The sequence below is a fragment of the Bacillus sp. USDA818B3_A genome, from assembly GCF_009928415.1.
Taxonomy (GTDB): domain Bacteria; phylum Bacillota; class Bacilli; order Bacillales; family Cytobacillaceae; genus Neobacillus.
Window position 1 is genome coordinate 282,567 of the sequence record NZ_JAABNN010000002.1, and the last position, 17,016, is coordinate 299,582.

At 38.4% G+C, this 17,016-nt stretch carries 21 protein-coding genes; 5 read left to right on the top strand and 16 right to left on the bottom strand.

Annotated elements, in window-relative coordinates; translation table 11 throughout:
• Positions 1 to 9: 9 nt before the first annotated feature.
• The 11 genes from GXK58_RS04530 to GXK58_RS04580 all read right to left on the bottom strand — a co-directional run bounded on the left by GXK58_RS04530 (position 10) and on the right by GXK58_RS04580 (position 9,545).
• Positions 10 to 912, bottom strand: coding sequence for a DUF4349 domain-containing protein (locus tag GXK58_RS04530; protein WP_160720285.1), 903 nt, complete (start codon positions 910 to 912; stop codon positions 10 to 12).
• A 111-nt stretch (positions 913 to 1,023) separates the two neighbouring features.
• Positions 1,024 to 1,479: a TlpA family protein disulfide reductase gene (locus tag GXK58_RS04535; protein ID WP_160720287.1), complete on the bottom strand. Its 456-nt coding sequence runs from the start codon at positions 1,477 to 1,479 to the stop codon at positions 1,024 to 1,026.
• Between the two features lie 59 nt (positions 1,480 to 1,538).
• Positions 1,539 to 2,087: a peroxiredoxin gene (locus tag GXK58_RS04540; RefSeq protein WP_160720289.1), complete on the bottom strand. Its 549-nt coding sequence runs from the start codon at positions 2,085 to 2,087 to the stop codon at positions 1,539 to 1,541.
• Between the two features lie 208 nt (positions 2,088 to 2,295).
• The gene (locus tag GXK58_RS04545; protein ID WP_442862455.1) at positions 2,296 to 3,420 is read right to left on the bottom strand and encodes an N-acetyldiaminopimelate deacetylase; all 1,125 of its coding nucleotides are present in this window, start codon (positions 3,418 to 3,420) and stop codon (positions 2,296 to 2,298) included.
• Between the two features lie 86 nt (positions 3,421 to 3,506).
• On the bottom strand, positions 3,507 to 4,208 hold the full coding sequence (dapD, locus tag GXK58_RS04550) for a 2,3,4,5-tetrahydropyridine-2,6-dicarboxylate N-acetyltransferase (RefSeq protein WP_160720293.1): 702 nt from the start codon (positions 4,206 to 4,208) through the stop codon (positions 3,507 to 3,509).
• Between the two features lie 78 nt (positions 4,209 to 4,286).
• Complete coding sequence (locus GXK58_RS04555; protein WP_160720294.1) at positions 4,287 to 5,174, bottom strand: LysR family transcriptional regulator; 888 nt, start codon at positions 5,172 to 5,174, stop codon at positions 4,287 to 4,289.
• A 49-nt stretch (positions 5,175 to 5,223) separates the two neighbouring features.
• Positions 5,224 to 6,711, bottom strand: coding sequence for an MDR family MFS transporter (locus tag GXK58_RS04560; protein WP_160720296.1), 1,488 nt, complete (start codon positions 6,709 to 6,711; stop codon positions 5,224 to 5,226).
• A gap of 298 nt (positions 6,712 to 7,009) precedes the next feature.
• Complete coding sequence (gene cbpB, locus GXK58_RS04565) at positions 7,010 to 7,453, bottom strand: cyclic-di-AMP-binding protein CbpB (protein ID WP_160720298.1); 444 nt, start codon at positions 7,451 to 7,453, stop codon at positions 7,010 to 7,012.
• Positions 7,454 to 7,569: 116 nt separating this feature from the next.
• On the bottom strand, positions 7,570 to 7,806 hold the full coding sequence (locus tag GXK58_RS04570; RefSeq protein WP_098526949.1) for a YkuJ family protein: 237 nt from the start codon (positions 7,804 to 7,806) through the stop codon (positions 7,570 to 7,572).
• Between the two features lie 218 nt (positions 7,807 to 8,024).
• Positions 8,025 to 8,261 carry a hypothetical protein gene (locus tag GXK58_RS04575; RefSeq protein WP_160720300.1) on the bottom strand — a complete coding sequence of 79 codons (237 nt, stop codon included), beginning with the start codon at positions 8,259 to 8,261 and terminating at the stop codon, positions 8,025 to 8,027.
• A 72-nt stretch (positions 8,262 to 8,333) separates the two neighbouring features.
• Complete coding sequence (locus tag GXK58_RS04580) at positions 8,334 to 9,545, bottom strand: EAL domain-containing protein (RefSeq protein ID WP_160720302.1); 1,212 nt, start codon at positions 9,543 to 9,545, stop codon at positions 8,334 to 8,336.
• Between the two features lie 140 nt (positions 9,546 to 9,685).
• Here GXK58_RS04580 and GXK58_RS04585 point away from each other — a divergent pair, with 140 nt between their 5' ends.
• The 5 genes from GXK58_RS04585 (at position 9,686) to GXK58_RS04605 (ending at position 14,059) form a co-directional block, all read left to right on the top strand.
• Positions 9,686 to 10,540, top strand: coding sequence for a C39 family peptidase (locus GXK58_RS04585; RefSeq protein WP_237389564.1), 855 nt, complete (start codon positions 9,686 to 9,688; stop codon positions 10,538 to 10,540).
• Positions 10,541 to 10,659: 119 nt separating this feature from the next.
• Positions 10,660 to 11,526 carry a metallophosphoesterase gene (locus GXK58_RS04590; protein WP_160720304.1) on the top strand — a complete coding sequence of 289 codons (867 nt, stop codon included), beginning with the start codon at positions 10,660 to 10,662 and terminating at the stop codon, positions 11,524 to 11,526.
• A 118-nt stretch (positions 11,527 to 11,644) separates the two neighbouring features.
• Positions 11,645 to 12,124 (top strand): YkyB family protein, encoded by a 480-nt coding sequence (locus GXK58_RS04595; protein WP_160720306.1) that lies wholly within the window; start codon positions 11,645 to 11,647, stop codon positions 12,122 to 12,124.
• Positions 12,125 to 12,350: 226 nt separating this feature from the next.
• Entirely contained in the window at positions 12,351 to 12,551 is a 201-nt protein-coding gene (locus GXK58_RS04600) for a hypothetical protein (RefSeq protein ID WP_160720308.1), read from the top strand.
• Positions 12,552 to 12,904: 353 nt separating this feature from the next.
• Complete coding sequence (locus GXK58_RS04605; protein ID WP_160720310.1) at positions 12,905 to 14,059, top strand: aminotransferase A; 1,155 nt, start codon at positions 12,905 to 12,907, stop codon at positions 14,057 to 14,059.
• Positions 14,060 to 14,106: 47 nt separating this feature from the next.
• On the opposite strand, the gene GXK58_RS04610 is transcribed toward GXK58_RS04605, so the two are convergent.
• The 5 genes from GXK58_RS04610 to GXK58_RS26960 all read right to left on the bottom strand — a co-directional run bounded on the left by GXK58_RS04610 (position 14,107) and on the right by GXK58_RS26960 (position 16,991).
• On the bottom strand, positions 14,107 to 14,286 hold the full coding sequence (locus GXK58_RS04610; protein ID WP_160720312.1) for a hypothetical protein: 180 nt from the start codon (positions 14,284 to 14,286) through the stop codon (positions 14,107 to 14,109).
• Positions 14,287 to 14,362: 76 nt separating this feature from the next.
• Positions 14,363 to 15,241, bottom strand: coding sequence for an NAD(P)-dependent oxidoreductase (locus GXK58_RS04615; protein WP_160720314.1), 879 nt, complete (start codon positions 15,239 to 15,241; stop codon positions 14,363 to 14,365).
• Positions 15,242 to 15,412: 171 nt separating this feature from the next.
• On the bottom strand, positions 15,413 to 15,886 hold the full coding sequence (locus GXK58_RS04620) for a hypothetical protein (protein WP_160720316.1): 474 nt from the start codon (positions 15,884 to 15,886) through the stop codon (positions 15,413 to 15,415).
• A gap of 210 nt (positions 15,887 to 16,096) precedes the next feature.
• Positions 16,097 to 16,732: an FMN-dependent NADH-azoreductase gene (locus GXK58_RS04625; RefSeq protein ID WP_160720318.1), complete on the bottom strand. Its 636-nt coding sequence runs from the start codon at positions 16,730 to 16,732 to the stop codon at positions 16,097 to 16,099.
• 112 nt (positions 16,733 to 16,844) lie between these two features.
• Positions 16,845 to 16,991, bottom strand: coding sequence for a hypothetical protein (locus tag GXK58_RS26960; protein ID WP_202171291.1), 147 nt, complete (start codon positions 16,989 to 16,991; stop codon positions 16,845 to 16,847).
• Between the last annotated feature and the right edge of the window lie 25 nt (positions 16,992 to 17,016).

The window sequence follows — 17,016 nt, forward strand, 5'->3', positions numbered from 1 at the left end:
TGCAAGGTATTATTCCTGTTTTCTTTGCCTATTTCTCTTATTATAATATAGGAATATCAGAAAGCCCACTAAGACGAAAACAAACAGAATTGGCAGGTTTCCTAAGATAAAAACTACAATTCCTGATAGAGCAGCTAATAATAGATTGGTGCTTTTCATAAATTGTTTCTTGATCTTTTCCCAAGTATTCAGCTGGTCTTTATCAAGATTCGGGATAACTACTTTTGTTTCGTATAGGGTAATATTCACCGTAGAAAAAGACGTTTGATTCTTTAAATATTTCATCCTGCCTTCAATAACCTCAATTTCTTCTTGAACGGAAGCTAAGTCATCTGATATCTTTAGGAGATCCTCTGTTTTAGCCGCATTTTTCATGAAACTTAAGAGCCGCTCCTCAACCGCCTTTTTAGACTTTAATCGAGATTCCAGGTCTACATATTCCTCTGTTACATCCTGCCCATTAATATTTCTTTGCAGCACCTCAACTGCCTGCCCCTCGGCATCTGTTAGGAAGTCTTGAAAATGTTCTTGAGGTATTCTCAATTTTAATAGCCCGCTTACTTGTTCATTCCCGTCTCTCGTTACATTTGATTCCGCTATATAGCCGCCGTAGTTTTTCACTTTATTTTCTAAGTTTTGGACTGTTTTTTCAAAATTTTTCACACGCAGCTCCAAATCAGCTTGGTAAATGACCATTTGATTAACTGGCACTGTATCTGCTGTCTGATCTTTCTCCGTATTTTCACTGGCAGACAAGGCCTCTTCACCTTTACCAGACTGGGCCGAATCCATCATTTCTTTATTTTCCGTACTCATTTTTGCACTTTCATCTTTAGCTTGCGAACTGCACCCACTTAAACCAAAAAACAACACCATACACACAATCGATAATACCTTTAACGACTTTCTCATTTGCTGGCCCCCTCTTTTTCTATTTGTAAATATCGACGTGTGTGGCAAAGGAATGTTACACGGTTAATAAAAAAGAACTGTTCATTAAAGAACAGTCCTTTCCAAATAGATTTATTCTGTTACTCCCATTTCATCTAAAATACGATTAACGCGTTTTTCAAGCATTGCCATGCCGCTTCCACCCGCTTGATAATGGCGGAGCTTACCTTCGTGGTCAAAAACATAGTAAGCAGGCACATATTGATTCTCAAATGCATCAGTTAGTTTATGTTCACCATCTATAAAAATCGGCTGAGTAATACCATGTTCTACTGCCACTTTTTTAATTTCCGCCACATTCAAATCATCCTCTGAACGCGGCATATGAACAGCCACAACATTTAATCGATCTTTATAATCATCACGGAACTGATTAACCTGCGGCATTACTTCTTTACATAAATGACAGCTGATTGACCAGAAATGAAAAAGAGTGGACTTCTCACCTATTAATTCATCTTTTGTTACCTGCCCATTTAACCATTCAGTTGCCCCGGTTAATTCCGGCATTTGTTCTCGTAATTTCACACTTTAGCCCCCTATTTTAAAAAAGACCTAACTTATTCGTTAGGTCTGCCTTAACTTTACTATACATTCAGCGTCGCTTGCCCCGGCTTCCAGTTTGCTGGGCACAGACCGCCAGTTTGTAATGCTTGGAGTACACGCAGTGTCTCATCCACATCACGGCCGATATTGTTATGGTTAACTACTGAATACATTAATTCACCTTCAGGACTAATAATAAATAGACCTCTCAGTGCTATCCCCTCTTCCTCAATCAGCACGCCATATTCTCGCGAAACCATATGGTTTGTATCAGCAGCCAGCGGATAGTTGATGTCACCTAGACCGTTCTCTTTACGATCCGTTTTAATCCATGCGAGGTGAGTGTGGATTGTATCGGTCGATGCACCGATAACAACTGCATCTAAATCTTCAAACTCATCAAAGCGGTCAGACAAAGAAGTAATCTCAGTAGGACAAACAAAAGTAAAATCCATTGGATAGAAGAAAAGCACAGTCCATTTATCATTTTTCATGTTTTCTTCAAGGCTGACTTTTCCAAATTCTTTATTTGGTAATACAGCTTCCATTTCAAAGCGCGGCGCCTGTTTACCCACCATACGTTCTGGCATTGTTTTACCTCCAATAAAAAAATGAGTCTTTATTAAGCCAATCCAGCAGCTGTCCTTTTAGACCATAATAGCTTTATTTCCCTTAGTCAGTGTCAGTTTTTCCTAATCAACCAAAAATAAACGACACCATTCAACATTAACCACTTGATTTTAACATAATTAACCAGTAGAACTAAAGAAAAATTAGCTCGGACTCAACAACACATTTCTAGTTGCCTTTAAAAGAGAGATAGCTAGTCATTACCTTCACTGCCACATCGATGGCTGACTCATTTGGATTAAGTCTTGCATGATGGAGTCCAAACGGTGAATCGACCCCTAACCAAAACATGAGCCCAGGTATTTCTTTTAGCATATAGCCAAAATCCTCACCAGTCATAGCCTCTCGACATTCAACTACCGATACATCTGTTTCACTTCTAACATACTCCATGAATTCTCTAGTAACCAATTCTGTATTGTAAACTTGATGATACATCGATCCGTAATCAATCTCCACTTGACACTCATAGCCTGTCTCGATTCCTTTTACCAGGGCTTCAATCCGATGTTTCACCTTTTTCATCGCTTCAGGTGATAAGGTTCTGATTGTTCCCTCAAGCCTTGCTTTCTCGGCAATAACATTTTGAACGGTTCCTCCGGTAATTTTTCCAATCGTTATCACTGCACTGTCTAACGGATCGATATTTCTGGAAATAACTGTTTGCAGCTGATTAACCAGGGTACACGCAGCAATCACCATATCATTGGTCTGATGTGGATAGGCCGCATGACCACCTTTACCTTTTAGGTCTATAAACAACTCGGACGTATTGGCAAATAATAGACCTTCTTTTAAAGCAATCGTTCCAGCAGGATATTCTGGTGCAATGTGAAGAGCAAAGATTAAATCCGGCATCCACTCCTGCATTTCGGCCGATTTAAGCATTGGTTCCGCTCCTCCTGGGCCTTCCTCTGCTGGCTGGAATATAAACAGTAGATCATCTTTTATTGGATTGTTAATAAAGTATGACACGATTCCTAAAGCGATGGTCATATGAAAATCGTGACCGCAAGCATGCATCCTTGCTTCATGTGTGGAGGAAAAGTCAAAACCAGTTTCTTCTGTTATTGGAAGTCCATCTATATCCGCTCTATATCCAATCGTTTTAGTCGGTTTTAAACCATGAACTTTAACCAGCAATCCCGTTTTCCACTTTTTAATAGCCATCCGTTCTTGCGGGAATGACTCTAGAATTGATAAAAGATAGGCTTGAGTTTTATATTCTTGAAAACCTAATTCGGGAATCTGATGAAGTTCCCTTCTTATTTCAATTAATGATTTCATAAAGATACCTGCCTTTTTAGTCCCTATAAAAGAAGCGTGGATGAGCGTCCACGCTTTCTTAGTTCAAAAAATTTGCACTATGCTTGTCCGCCTTATAATTGACGAAGCTCTTGCATGATTTCTGTTTTTGATTTTGTTTTCTCATCGATATCTTTAATTTTCTTAGCTGGTGTTCCTGCAACAACTGTATATGGAGGTACATCCTTCGTAACAACTGCCCCTGCAGCAACAACAGAGCCCTTACCGACTTTCACACCTTCAAGGACAACTGCGTTGGCACCAATCAGAACATCGTCTTCAATGATAACAGGTTGTGCGGACGGCGGCTCAATGACTCCAGCTAATACGGTGCCTGCTCCAATATGGCAATTCTTGCCGACAGTTGCTCTTCCGCCAAGAACTACACCCATATCGATCATTGTTTTTTCACCAATAACCGCACCAATATTGATGACTGCGCCCATCATAATAACCGCATTATCCCCAATTTCTACTTGGTCACGAATAGTGACACCCGGCTCAATTCTTGCATTAATGTATTTTGTATCCAGCAATGGAATAGCTGAATTTCGACGGTCGTTTTCAACCACGAAATCTTCAATCTTTCCTTTGTTTGCTTCTAATACTGAATTAATTTCAGACCATTCACCGAAGACTACGCCTGTATTTCCACTTATAAAAGCTTTTGCGTCACTTCCGAAATCAATACCCTCTAACTCACCCTTCAGGTAGACCTTTACAGGTGTTGACTTTTTACTATTTGCAATAAAAGCAATAATTTCATGTGCATCCATTTTTCTAGCTTGCCCCCTATAATCGTGTACTAAAAAATACTTTAACAAACAAAAGAAGCGAAGACAAGTGAAACAACCTTATTCTTCAGAAGATTCGGCGATATATTCTTTAATTAGTTCCATAAATGCATGGACCTGCTTTAGTTGGAATGCAGATTCATACCCTAATAACCAAGTATCCCGTTTGAGCGGTTGTTTATTCTCATCCACCAAAGGTATTTTAAAAATATCCCGATCAGCTTTCCTAAGTGTGATAGAAGGCAGAATCGCGTAGCCTATTCCATTAAATGCCATCTGCTTGCATGTCTCAATTTGATCAACTACCACTGTTCTCTTCGGCGATGTTTTATAATTGCGCATCCACCAATCTTGTATCTCTTGATAATAATTTGAATCACTTTTAAATTGAATAAACGGACGATTGGTTTTTAAAACCTGCTCTGGTTTGGTAATTTCTCGATCGACGAGATATAGGGGATCATTGAACAAATGTACTTTTACCCCTTTCCAGTCAGGTGTCCCCCGAATAATCCCAATATGCACCTGATCATCATACAAACATTTTAAAATTTCACTGCTCCAGCCTGTTACGAGTGAAATCTTTACTTGCGGGTATCTATCTATAAATTTCTTTAAAACCTCTGGGAGCCAATTTTGTCCAACGATTGATGCAACAGCAATTTTTAAAGTACCTGAAATTCCCTCCTGCAGCGAATCAATCGTTTCACGAACCTTTTCCTGCTTTTCTAATATTTCATTAACAAAATCAATGACATGCTCTCCTGCAGGTGTTAACGATAACCCTTTTTGTGAGCGGATAAATAATTTGGTTCCCCATTCTTTTTCTATCGTTTGTAATCTTTGAGAAAGAGCTGGCTGGGATACAAACAAGCGCTCCGAAGCTTTTCTCATATTCATTTCTTGTGCTAAAACGGATAATAACTGAAATTCTGATATAGAGGACATTCTATAACCCCTCTTTAATATGTGTTTTCCCTTTTAAATTAACACAGTCCTACAATTTCCTTTTGGGAATAAATAATATAAGTAAAAAACTGATTACAGCAAAAGTTAAGACAACATAATAAACCGAATGTAATGAGAACGTAAGCCCATCCTGCAATATACTCTTAATAGATCCCGTCAATTGATTCCGTTCCTCGACTTTTAAAAGCTTATTGGCATCATCAACTGTTAAAGACATGTTATGTTCCTTGAAAAAATGAAGCATTCTGTTATTTAGAATACCTCCCAGTAAGGCTGCACCAATGGTATTGCCTAAGTTCCTCATAAACATATTGGCAGCGGTCGCAATTCCTCTTTGCTGCCACTCTACTGTACTTTGGATCGACACGATAAAGGCGGTTGAAGTAAATCCCATTCCAGCACCAACTAAGAAGGAGCCGAAAGCTGCCCAAATTGGCCCTGAAGATGCAGACATCGTTACGAAAGTCATGCTGCCTATTACCAATAACACGCCACCAATAATCGAGGTATTCCGATAACCGATACTAACCAGCATCCGCCCTGAGAGGGTAGAAGCAATCGGCCAGCCAATGGACATGGTTGTCAAGGTAAAGCCCGCGATAATCGGTGTTTGTTCCATAACACCTTGAACAAAGGTAGGCAGGAAACTAGATATCCCTATTAGGATAATCCCCGAAGTTAAGGATGATATATTTGCGATAAAGATGGATCTCTCCTTCCAAATCGAGAAAGGCATGACAGGTTCAGCAGCTCTTTTCTCTTGAAACACAAACGCTATTAAAGCAACAGCGGATACGGCGACTAGAGAAATACGCATGAATGACCCCCAGCTTCCCCCTTCGACAAGGAGAAACATAAGCGTAGAAATGGTGAGCGTTAATAATGCAGCACCCAAATAATCGATTTCATGTTTTTTCTTTGACACTCCTTCATGCAGGAACAGCCATAGACCTGCTAAAGATAAAATCCCGAGTGGAATATTAATCCAAAACACATAATGCCAGCTGACATATTGAACAAGTAAACCACCGACAGCAGGACCGGTAACAGCTGATATCCCCCATACACTTGATAGATATCCCTGAATTTTAGCCCTTTCCTCTGTAGTATAAATGTCCCCTACAATCGTTGTTGCAATCGGGGTAACCGCTCCTGCCCCAAAACCTTGAATCAACCGGAAAATAATCAATGATTTCATTGACCAAGCGAAGCCACACAAAATAGAACCGATTAGGAAGATGATAATACCAATGGTTAGAATTGGTTTCCTGCCAAATAAATCGGAGAGTTTTCCATAGATAAGGACTGTCACTGAGTTCATTAGAAGGTAGGCAGAAAAAACCCAGCTATAAAGAGTGAATCCACCCAAATCGGCAACAATGGCGGGCATGGCTGTAGAAACAATGGTTGCCTCGATCGCCCCCATAAACATAGCCAGCATCACAGAAATTAGTACTAGCGGCTTTTTGGTTTGTTTTCTTTTGGAAGTGCCAAACGCATCGGTATCAATACTCATTACACACCTCAATTTGTAAAAAAATAGAGCCCCCAAGTGGGAGCAAAAAGGGCACTGAAAAAGTCACTTTTATTTAAGTTGCGCAATAAACTTGGCTGTTGATTTCCGCTCCAGGCACTGCGCTTTCCGCGGGCGTGCCGAGGAGCCTCCTCGACGCTGAAAGCGCCTGCGGGGTCTCCCCTGCCCCGTACTCCCGCAGGAGTCTTCGTGCCTTCCGCTCCAATCAACAGATGGTCTTTTACATGGCTAAATTAGTAAACAGGACTTTTTTTAGTGCCCTTGAAGTAATCACTGGCGGCTATTTTTTAAATCTCTTCATTACTTTATTTAGTTGATCTAAGACTGTACTTCTTGGCAGGATTCCTTCAAAGAAGCCATCTTCATTTTCAACACAAAGGAATGGATGGTTTATCAATAAGTCTAGACACTGACTAATGGAGGCAGATAGTCTTACCCGTGGAATAGATTTTTTCATTACTTCTTCCACCCGTTTATTTTCTAACTGTTCAAATTCTATCCGCTCAAGTCCTAATATCGAATCCATTATGATGGGGGTACTTATGAGCCCGTGCAGCTTATAATGTGGATCAAGTACCGGTATAGCAGTATACCCACTCTTTGTTAAGACCAATAAGGCATGTTCAAGGCTGTTTCCAATTTGCACATGGGCAACTCGCTCGGAAGGTACCATTAATTGTTTAATCGTTAATTCTAAAAATTCCCCGCTCGGAAGACTAATCATACGTCGAAAACTCCTCAATGAATGTTATTCTACAGACTTATTCTATCACAGTTTTCAGGGGTCCGTGGTAATTTATAAACCGTTTTCCATAGAAAAAAAGGAACCACAAGTGGTCCCTACTGAATAAGATCAAAGATTTCAATCGTAATCATATCGATGTTATCAAACTGATATCTTTTTGGCTTTTCCTTTTCATTATATATTTCTAACTCAAATGTTTCCGTCTTTGGATGAAATGTTACCTGACATTTTCTTTCACCATTCACTTCAAAGTAACGTTGGGCAGGCTCCCCGCTTGTAGATTGTTCCTGAAGGTTTTTTAATCTTGTTAAGATACCTTGTAGCTGTGACATTGAAATATCCTCCTTTTAACACACAACAAACTGTTTACAGTTATGTTTCTCATTTGACATCTTTCTATCCTAATTCAAAGATTTCAAATTTTGACAGTCTAAATTTTATGCCAATATTAAAAGAATAAATTAACATACTCCATTTGTCCAAGTAAAAATAAAGAAATAATGATTTTTTTAACATTTAAAGAAAAATAGGTCCCTTTGGAAGAGACCTCTTAATAAAAGTTAATAGCAAAAAAGAGAATAATAAACAAAAGTAAAGCAAAAAAGATTCCATATGCCAGAAAAATCGGATTCTTGGAATAAACATTCTTTTGAACATGTTTAGAAATTTTAGCATCTAAGTTCCCTTCTACAGCCTTATGCTGCCTGGCAACGGAAAAAGTATATAGGAGGGAAAATGCCAGTACGGCGATAATCACAATGGAAAGAATATTAACAAAGAGATTCATGAACAAAAACTCCTTTTACTCAAAGTTAACATTAAATTTCCACTCCATGGATGATTCTATACCATCTACCTGTTACAACAAGTCGTCATGTTCAAATAAGTATCGATAGGAGATATCAATAAATAAATACTCGCTGTCGTTCATCGGATAGGAAAAAGTCCGTATGGTTTCCCCTGTTTCAATGTCGCAATATACATCCGATAGTCTCCCTTTTTGTTCATGCCGCATTTTAACGATATTTTCCAAGAAATAGGGGCGCCAGCTCCAATTTTTATTTAAGTATACGGATTGAGTGGCCCAGCCATTTTCACCCTTAAAGATATTAACTGATTTCTGAAATCCATCCTCATCACATACATACATTCGAAAAGCAATTTCATCCATTTCTCTAATCAATGCTTGGAATAAAGCTTCATACCCTGACTTTTTGTTTTTATTAACTATTTCCTGTACCATTGTTTGAAAATATCCGGCGGTGGTAAAAACAGCTTCTAATTTCCGCTTTTCGTAAGTAATAAAATCATGAAATTTCTCCTTTAAGCGATACTTGAGAAGATCACGATGAATAAATCCCTCAGCGGGCGGATGTAAATAAAAACCTTGATAATAATGCCCCCCATTTTTCCAGGCAAACTGAAGCTGATAACTCATTTCTATATTTTCAAATAGAAGAACAGCCCCTATTTTCCTTGCTAACAGCGATAAAGAGAACAATACATCATTAAAATTCACACCAATCGCGCTTGACTTAAGTGCCTGCAAGTTAATTTTCAAAATATCAGGTTCGAGCTGTCCAATCCGTTCAAAGTAGTGACTTTCATCACCAATACTAGCAATCGCTATTTTTATACCATATGTCCTGTAATATTGAAGAAGATGGTCAAATTGGTCTAAATCTCCTTGATATTTCCGATCGGAAATTTCCAAGATAATTCGCTTTAAACTCAACCCCTTTTTCTCAAACTCTAACAGTTCCTGCAAAAATGGTTCCCCATGTCCGTACATCAGTAACTCTGCATTTCTGTTTAAAAATAGTAAGATATCCTCGTCAAGTTCCAACGCCTTTTCGAGGGCCTTTTTAACCACCAATAAATCCACTTCAAATTTATATTCATCAGGGATCTGATCATCGTGAAAAAATGGTCCTAAGCTGATGACATTTCCCTTTGATTGATATCTCCCCAAAACTTCATAAGCAATGACACGTTGTTCATCCGCATTAAATATCGGTTGAAAATGAGGATAGACATTTTCAAGGTCCGATAATATTTCCAATGCATCCATCCTGAGTTCCTCCAAATAATTTTTCTCATTATACGATACGTTTAGATTCCTTAACTCGTTCTTTTCCAAAAGGATACCATTATAGTACCGATGATACAATCATAACCTAAACTCGGGGCTTCCAGAAAGGAGGTTGTTTAATGAAAACCCTATGCTTATTAACATCTATGTTGGCAATGATAGGCTGCAGTCACTCTAATGAGGTTTCTAACAAAGCTGTAACTGAAAAAAATAAAACAACTAATTCCACGACCGTTGTTAAAAATAATAATAATAAAGCTGCAGCACCTGAGCAGATAAATAGGCAATCTTATTCAATAAATGAATTGAAAGCCCAGGTAAATAATGTTGAAGGTCAGAAGAAAGCAGAGCGTTCAGCAAGTACTGCTCCGAGAAAACAGTCTACATTACTTAATGTAGTTTTAATTGAACAAAACCCGGAATTGCGATACGGTTGTGAGGTAACTAGTCTTGCGATGGTCCTAAATTATGCAGGTGTAAAAACAAATAAGATGGATTTATACCGAAAAATACAGAAAGATCCTGACCCGCTAATTAAGTCAGCAAAAGGCGATATATTACGCTGGGGGAACCCGAGTGATGGTTTTGTGGGGGATATGACAGGCAGACGTGCGGGCTACGCAGTCTTTGATGGCCCCATGATCGACCTAATCAATCAAAAGCTTCCTGGGAGAGCAGTAAATTTAACCAATCAGCCCTTTGACAGAGTCTTGTCACATGTGTCTGCAGGTTATCCTGTAGTCGTCTGGACCACCGGAGATTACCGCCTGCCGGACCGCTGGGAAAGCTGGTATCACGGAAAGCAATTCATTAGAACACCACTAGATTTGCACGCTGTCGTCCTTGTCGGATATGATTCCAACCATGTATACTTAAATGATCCTTTATCTGGGAGAAAACAAGTCAGAGTAAATAAGGAACAATTTATTAGATCTTGGAAAGCATTGCAATCACGTGCTGTTAGTTATAAGTAGAAAGCAGTCACCTCGACTGCTTTTTTAGCATTATTTCTTTTTTTTTGAATAAACACTTACAAATAACCTTTTTAATAGACAGTTATTAACTAAGAAAAAAGGGCAGGATGGTAGATGGTATGATTAGAAAACAAACAAGAAGGACATTTATAAAAAGGATGATGGGTTCGTTCTTGGCTGTTCTAGGATTAAGTTCAGGCGGTTATTTTTATGCCAACCGTATCGAGCCCTCGCTCTTGGAAATTAATGAACTGGAAATGAAACATAGCTTAATTCCTAAAGGTTTTGAAGGATTAAGGGTAATACAATTTAGTGATACTCATATAGGATTCCAATACAATTTAGCTGAATTCAAAAGATTAGTAAATAAAATTAATGATTTAAAACCCGACATCATTTTGTTTACTGGTGACTTAATGGATGCACCAAATAAATATACGAAAATAAATGAATTAGTCTCTATATTAAAAAGTTTACATGCCCCGCTCGGGAAGTATTGCATCTTTGGAAACCACGACCACGGTGGTTATGGCTCAGAAATATACAGAAATATTATGGAATCCACAAACTTTAAGGTCCTATTAAACATGTCAGTTAAAATTAGAAAAGATGGGAGCACGATTTACCTTATTGGAATTGATGATGCCATGTTAGGAAATCCAGACCTGCCTTTAGCTCTTAAAAATGTTCCTAGAAGCAGCTTTAAAATATTGTTATCCCACGCACCTGATTTAGCAGAATCAGCCGCCCAATATCCTATACAATGGCAAATCAGCGGACACAGTCATGGTGGACAAGTTAAATTGCCTTTCCTAGGTGCCCTCATCATGCCGCCATTTGCCCAAAAGTATCCCGAAGGACTCTACACTATTAAAGGCAGCTATCCCTTAAACCTTTATGTTAATAGAGGGATTGGGACAACCAGGCTCCCTTTTCGCTTTATGGCTAAACCAGAACTCACCATTTATACACTAAAATCAATATGAAACGCGCACATTTTTTAAGCGAATTGTACGAAAAGCCGGAAAATTATCTTCACCTTATTTCTATTTTTCTTAAAACAAGTTATAATATAGATGTTTTTAAAGAATGAAAGGAGCCCATATGTTGAATCACGATCAGAGTTATCCTCGTAACAAATTAAATCTAACCATTGAAAACCTCTCCCAAGCTGTCTTTATCGTGAATCGTCATGCTAAAACAGCAACGAACCCCAAATATTTATACAAATTGAAAAAAGAATCATTGAAAAAACTAATTGATGAAGGAAAAGCTAGGAAAGTGGGTCTCCATTTTTCTGATCATCCTCGGAACAGCCAGCAGCAATCAGATGTACTTGTAGAATGTGGAAAATATACCTTCCATATTCCCCCTTCAAAATCTGATTTTCATGATCTTCCCCATCTAGGGAAACTAGATGGAAGTGTTAGGAATCCGAAGGCACATATCTCTCTTAATGCTGCTAAAGCTCTATTGCAATCCTATACAGGAATCAGAGAATCAGAAAATCAAAATCCTTCCCCACGACAAAACCAAAGAGCGTACCAGAAACCTATATTTAAAAAATTAGGCGAACGCTATTAATAATACCTAATCAAAGTCAGGAAGCTTCCTGACTTTTTTCATTGCTAACAGTCCACAAATCCTTTTCAGCGCCTCTCATTTGTAAGCGTTTTTTTATTTTTGTAATATCTTCTTGATAATTTTGTGAACAACGAACCAAACACATAGACTAGCAAGTAAATCCGACTTACAATAATGACGGAAATAATAATTAACCAGAATAATCCATTAAAGAGGTGCATTTACAATGAAGGGGACTGCTATCCTTTTTCAGGAGCGGAATATTACGTTTATTGAAGATGTTGAACATTCCTTTTATGAAGAAATCAAAGATCAGTGCGATTGTGAACATTGCAACTGCAAAATTAATAACAAAACAGTTGATTTCGGTTCAGTTTCACCCGTTTTTTGGCATGAAGATGATATTGATTGGGATTATGGATATTAAGACCATTTTTCATATAAACCATAAAAAAACGGTTTCGAGCTAAAACTCTGCCGTTTTTTTGCAAACTTTATTAAAAGAATGGCTGTGTTAAAGAAAATTGTTGATTTTTAAACCCACTGTTGATTGGAGCGGAAGGCACGCAGACTCCTGTGGGAGTACGGTTCAGGTGAGACCCCGCAGGCGTAAGCGCCGAGGAGGCTCACCGAAACGCCCACGGAAAGCGAAGTGCCTGGAGTGGAAATCAACAGCCATGTTTAACACAGCCTAAAGAATAATAAAAACACTCTTTTGTAGATACTTCCCTCTTAAATAGTCTATAATCAGAATAATTATTGTTTGGAAGGATGTACATAATGGAGCATTTAATCAATCAAAGAGTAAAAAACATTGAAATCTCTGGAATTAGAAAATTCTTCAATCTTGTCGCAGATATGGAGGATTTAATTTCCTTTACCATTGGTCAGCCGGATTTCCCTACTCCTGATCATGTAAAACAAGCAGGAATACGTGCAATTGAGGAAGATTTCACTTCTTATACACATAATGCCGGTACGATTGAATTAAGAAAAGCTGCCTGTCAGTTTGTCGATAAAAAATACGGCTTACACTACAAACCTGAATCAGAAGTGATCGTCACGATGGGAGCAAGCGAAGCTATTGATATTGCCTTTCGGACGATTTTAGAGGAAGGGTCTGAGGTTTTATTACCCGGGCCGATTTATCCCGGCTATGAACCAATTATCCGTATGATGGGAGCCGTTCCTGTTCATGTCGATATTCGTAACAATCAATTCCGATTTACATTAGAAACGATGAAACCCTTTATTACAGATAAAACTCGCTGTATCGTGCTGCCTTATCCTTCTAATCCAACAGGAGTCAGCTTAACAAGCAAGGAATTAGAGGAAATAGCCTTCTTTTTAAAGGATAAGGATATTTTTATCCTAGCAGATGAAATATACAGTGAGCTTACCTTTGACCAAACACACACATCTATTGCCAGCTTCATTAAGGAAAAAACGATTGTCATTAACGGGTTATCAAAATCACACTCGATGACAGGCTGGAGGATTGGCTTTTTATTTGCGCCTGAATCCCTTGCTAAGCATATTTTAAAGGTCCATCAATATAATGTATCCTGTGCCAATTCCATCGCTCAAAAGGCGGCATATGAGGCTTTAACGGCCGGCATTAATGATGCAGACTTAATGAAAGAGGAATATAGCAAGAGAAGAGAATATGTTTATAACCGATTAATAGGAATGGGTCTAGAGGTGGTCAAACCGGATGGTGCCTTTTATTTCTTTGTAAAAATTCCGGAAGCCATTGGTTTGAATAGTTTTGATTTTGCTTTTAAGCTCGTTCAGGAGACAAAAGTGGCTGTTGTTCCCGGAAGCGCATTTTCTGAATTTGGGGAAGGGTTCTTTCGGCTATCATTTGCCTGTTCAATGACTAACTTAGAACGGGGTCTTAACCAAATGGAAGTATTTTTGAAACAGTGGATATAAACAAAAAAGTACACCCTCACAATTTGTGTGAGGGTGTTTTATCTTATTTATTGCCCCTTATATTCTCCGTTATTTTTCGGGGCTTTTTCTTTTCTCGCTTTATCTTTATGGATCTTATTTGTAGCTGCTGAACCCATTTCATGGGCAAATTCTGTGTTTAATACAGCAGAATCAAACCCCTTTTTATTCTTTTGCTGCGGGTCATTTTTTTTGGTCCGTTTAGCCATGATCATCCCTCCTATCAAGAATTAGTTTCTTGAAGTCAGGCTGGGTTTATTCGAGCCAAAATATGGCCTGATCATGCTAGTTTTTCCAATACTTATAAAGGGCATGGGTACCACTGTCTTCTTCGCCCATTTCTGCAACCTGCTCATACAACGCCTTTGCTAATGATAGGCCAGGTACTGTCATATCCATTCTCTCCGCCTCTGCTAAAGCAATTTTCATATCTTTAATGAAATGTTTTATGTAGAACCCTGGCTCAAAATTCCCTTTAAGCATTCTCGGAGCAAGGTTGCTTAACGACCAGCTTCCCGCTGCTCCAGTAGATATGCTCTTTAAAACAATCTCAGGGTTTAAACCTGCTTTCTCTGCATAAATGATCGCTTCGCAAACCCCAATCATGTTGGAAGCGATAGCGATTTGGTTAGCCATTTTTGTATGCTGTCCTGCTCCAGCTTTACCCTGGTATACAATATTTTTTCCAATCTTTTCAAATAACGGTTTAACGGCTTCAAATGCTTCTTGATCGCCACCAGCCATAATGGATAATGTTGCTTCCCTGGAGCCTACATCCCCACCAGAAACCGGAGCATCAACGGTCTCAATCCCTTTTTTCTTAGCTTCTTCATGAATAGTGATAGCAAGGGAAGGAGAGGAGGTAGTCATATCAATATAAAAACTGCCTTGTTTACCATTTGCGATCAACCCGTTCTCACCCAAATAAATCTCTTCAACATCTGTTGGGTAACCAACAATAGTAAAAATAAAATTGGCCTTTTCAGCGACTTCTTTTGGGGTTTCTGCCCATGCCGCACCGCTTTCTAACAATTCATTTGCTTTTTCCTTTGTTCTCGAATAAACAACTAACGGGTAGCCGGCTTTTAATAAATGCCCTGCCATACTTTTTCCCATTACACCTGTTCCAATAAAACCGATTACAGTATTGTCTGGTACTAACAAAATATCTGTCCTCCTATCTTTTAATTCTCTCCATTTTAACACTATTAGTTAATATAGGCATGAAAATTGCACGTAAGTAAGACCGGAACGTCAAACGTCCGGTCTTAGTGCTCCATCTCCAAATTTATGCACATACTAAGATTCCCCTATTAAAATAAATCTTAAACATCTTTATAACTCAGAAGAAAAATTTGTTAAAAATGCACGGCCCAGAACTTCTTTATCATTAAATACTTCAATTGAAACGGCTTGATCTCTCTCAATCATATTTCGCAATTCCTGAATATGCAGGTCTTCTTTTAAAGGAATTGGATCCATAAAAATATATTTCTCACGAGTCCCTTCTGTTTCTAAATAATCTCCGTTTTGAACTTGTTCCTCGCCATAAATAATTTCTCTTTTTCCCATAGCCCCGGCAAGTTTGTCATCATGAATAGTTACTCTTACTTTATATAATTGGTGTCCATCAAGGATTTCATTGTTAATCCGAAACCGGAATTGTAGTTCATTATTTTTTGTGAGTAAGGCGTCTGCATAACGGTTAACGATTAACTCATTCGAATAAAGTAAGCTGCATCCACTAATAAAGCCGATACATACGACCCCTAAAAAAAATATACCTATTTTTCGGATTAATCCATTCATTCATAACACTCCCTTATATGTTTACCTTAGACATAATTAATTGGTAATAAACGTAAAGAAAGGTTAAATTATGAGAAAATATTAGATGGATTTAACTAATCAATCCTCCTTATCACTATTTATTTTCTATTATACAGAAAATCAACAGGGAACTCTTGGAAAGGGAATGAAAAAATGAGACAGTTTTCTGTCTCATTTCAACTTTTACACTTAGAATGTATGAGCTAAATCCTTTGCCCTGGCAATTGCATTTTCTTTTATTTCCTGAGCCTTTTCTGGCATAGCATTATGGCCTTCCACAAATAGTCCCTCTAGTGACGGTACACCAAAGAAACTCATCATCACACCTAAGTAGCGATGGCCCATCTCTAATTCAGCAGCAGGGCCCTCCGAATAGATTCCTCCGCGTGCTTGGATGTGTAAAGCTTTCTTTTCCGGCAAGAGACCCACAGGCCCACTTTCCGTATATTTGAATGTTTTTCCGGCTACTGCAACAGAATCAAGGTATGCTTTCATAATTGGAGGAAAGGAAAAATTCCAAAGCGGTGTAACAAATACATATTTGTCAGCTGCTACAAACTGATCGCTCAGTTCATTCAACCTTCCAACCTTTGCTTGTTCCTCTGCTGTAAGCTGATCAAAGCCCTGTCCGGACCGAAGCTTACCCCAGCCGCTGAAAACATCTGCATCGATATGTGGAATATTCTCCTTATATAGGTCTATATGAACGATTTCATCATTCTGATTCACTTGTTTATATTCTTCAAGAAAAGCTTTACCTACCGCCATACTGTAGGACTGTGATTCATCATGCGGATGTGCAGTAATATATAAAACTTGGGCCATACTGATTCACCTTTCATGTTAATTTAAAATTCATTTTAGTATGATTCAAACAGGAAGATATTAATCAAAAAGGAACTTGCCAATTTAGCCAAATTCCTTTTTAAAGTTAGCTTTATTCGTTTGAAACAAATGAGTAAGGATTTTGACCTATGTTCTGTCTCATCTCATCAGTCATTTGAAATGGTTCATTAACCAATGCCTCCGCTGCCGCCTGACCTAGATGTGAACTGCCATCATAATGTACCGGTTTTTGTTCCAACAACATTCACCTCCACTTGAATCTA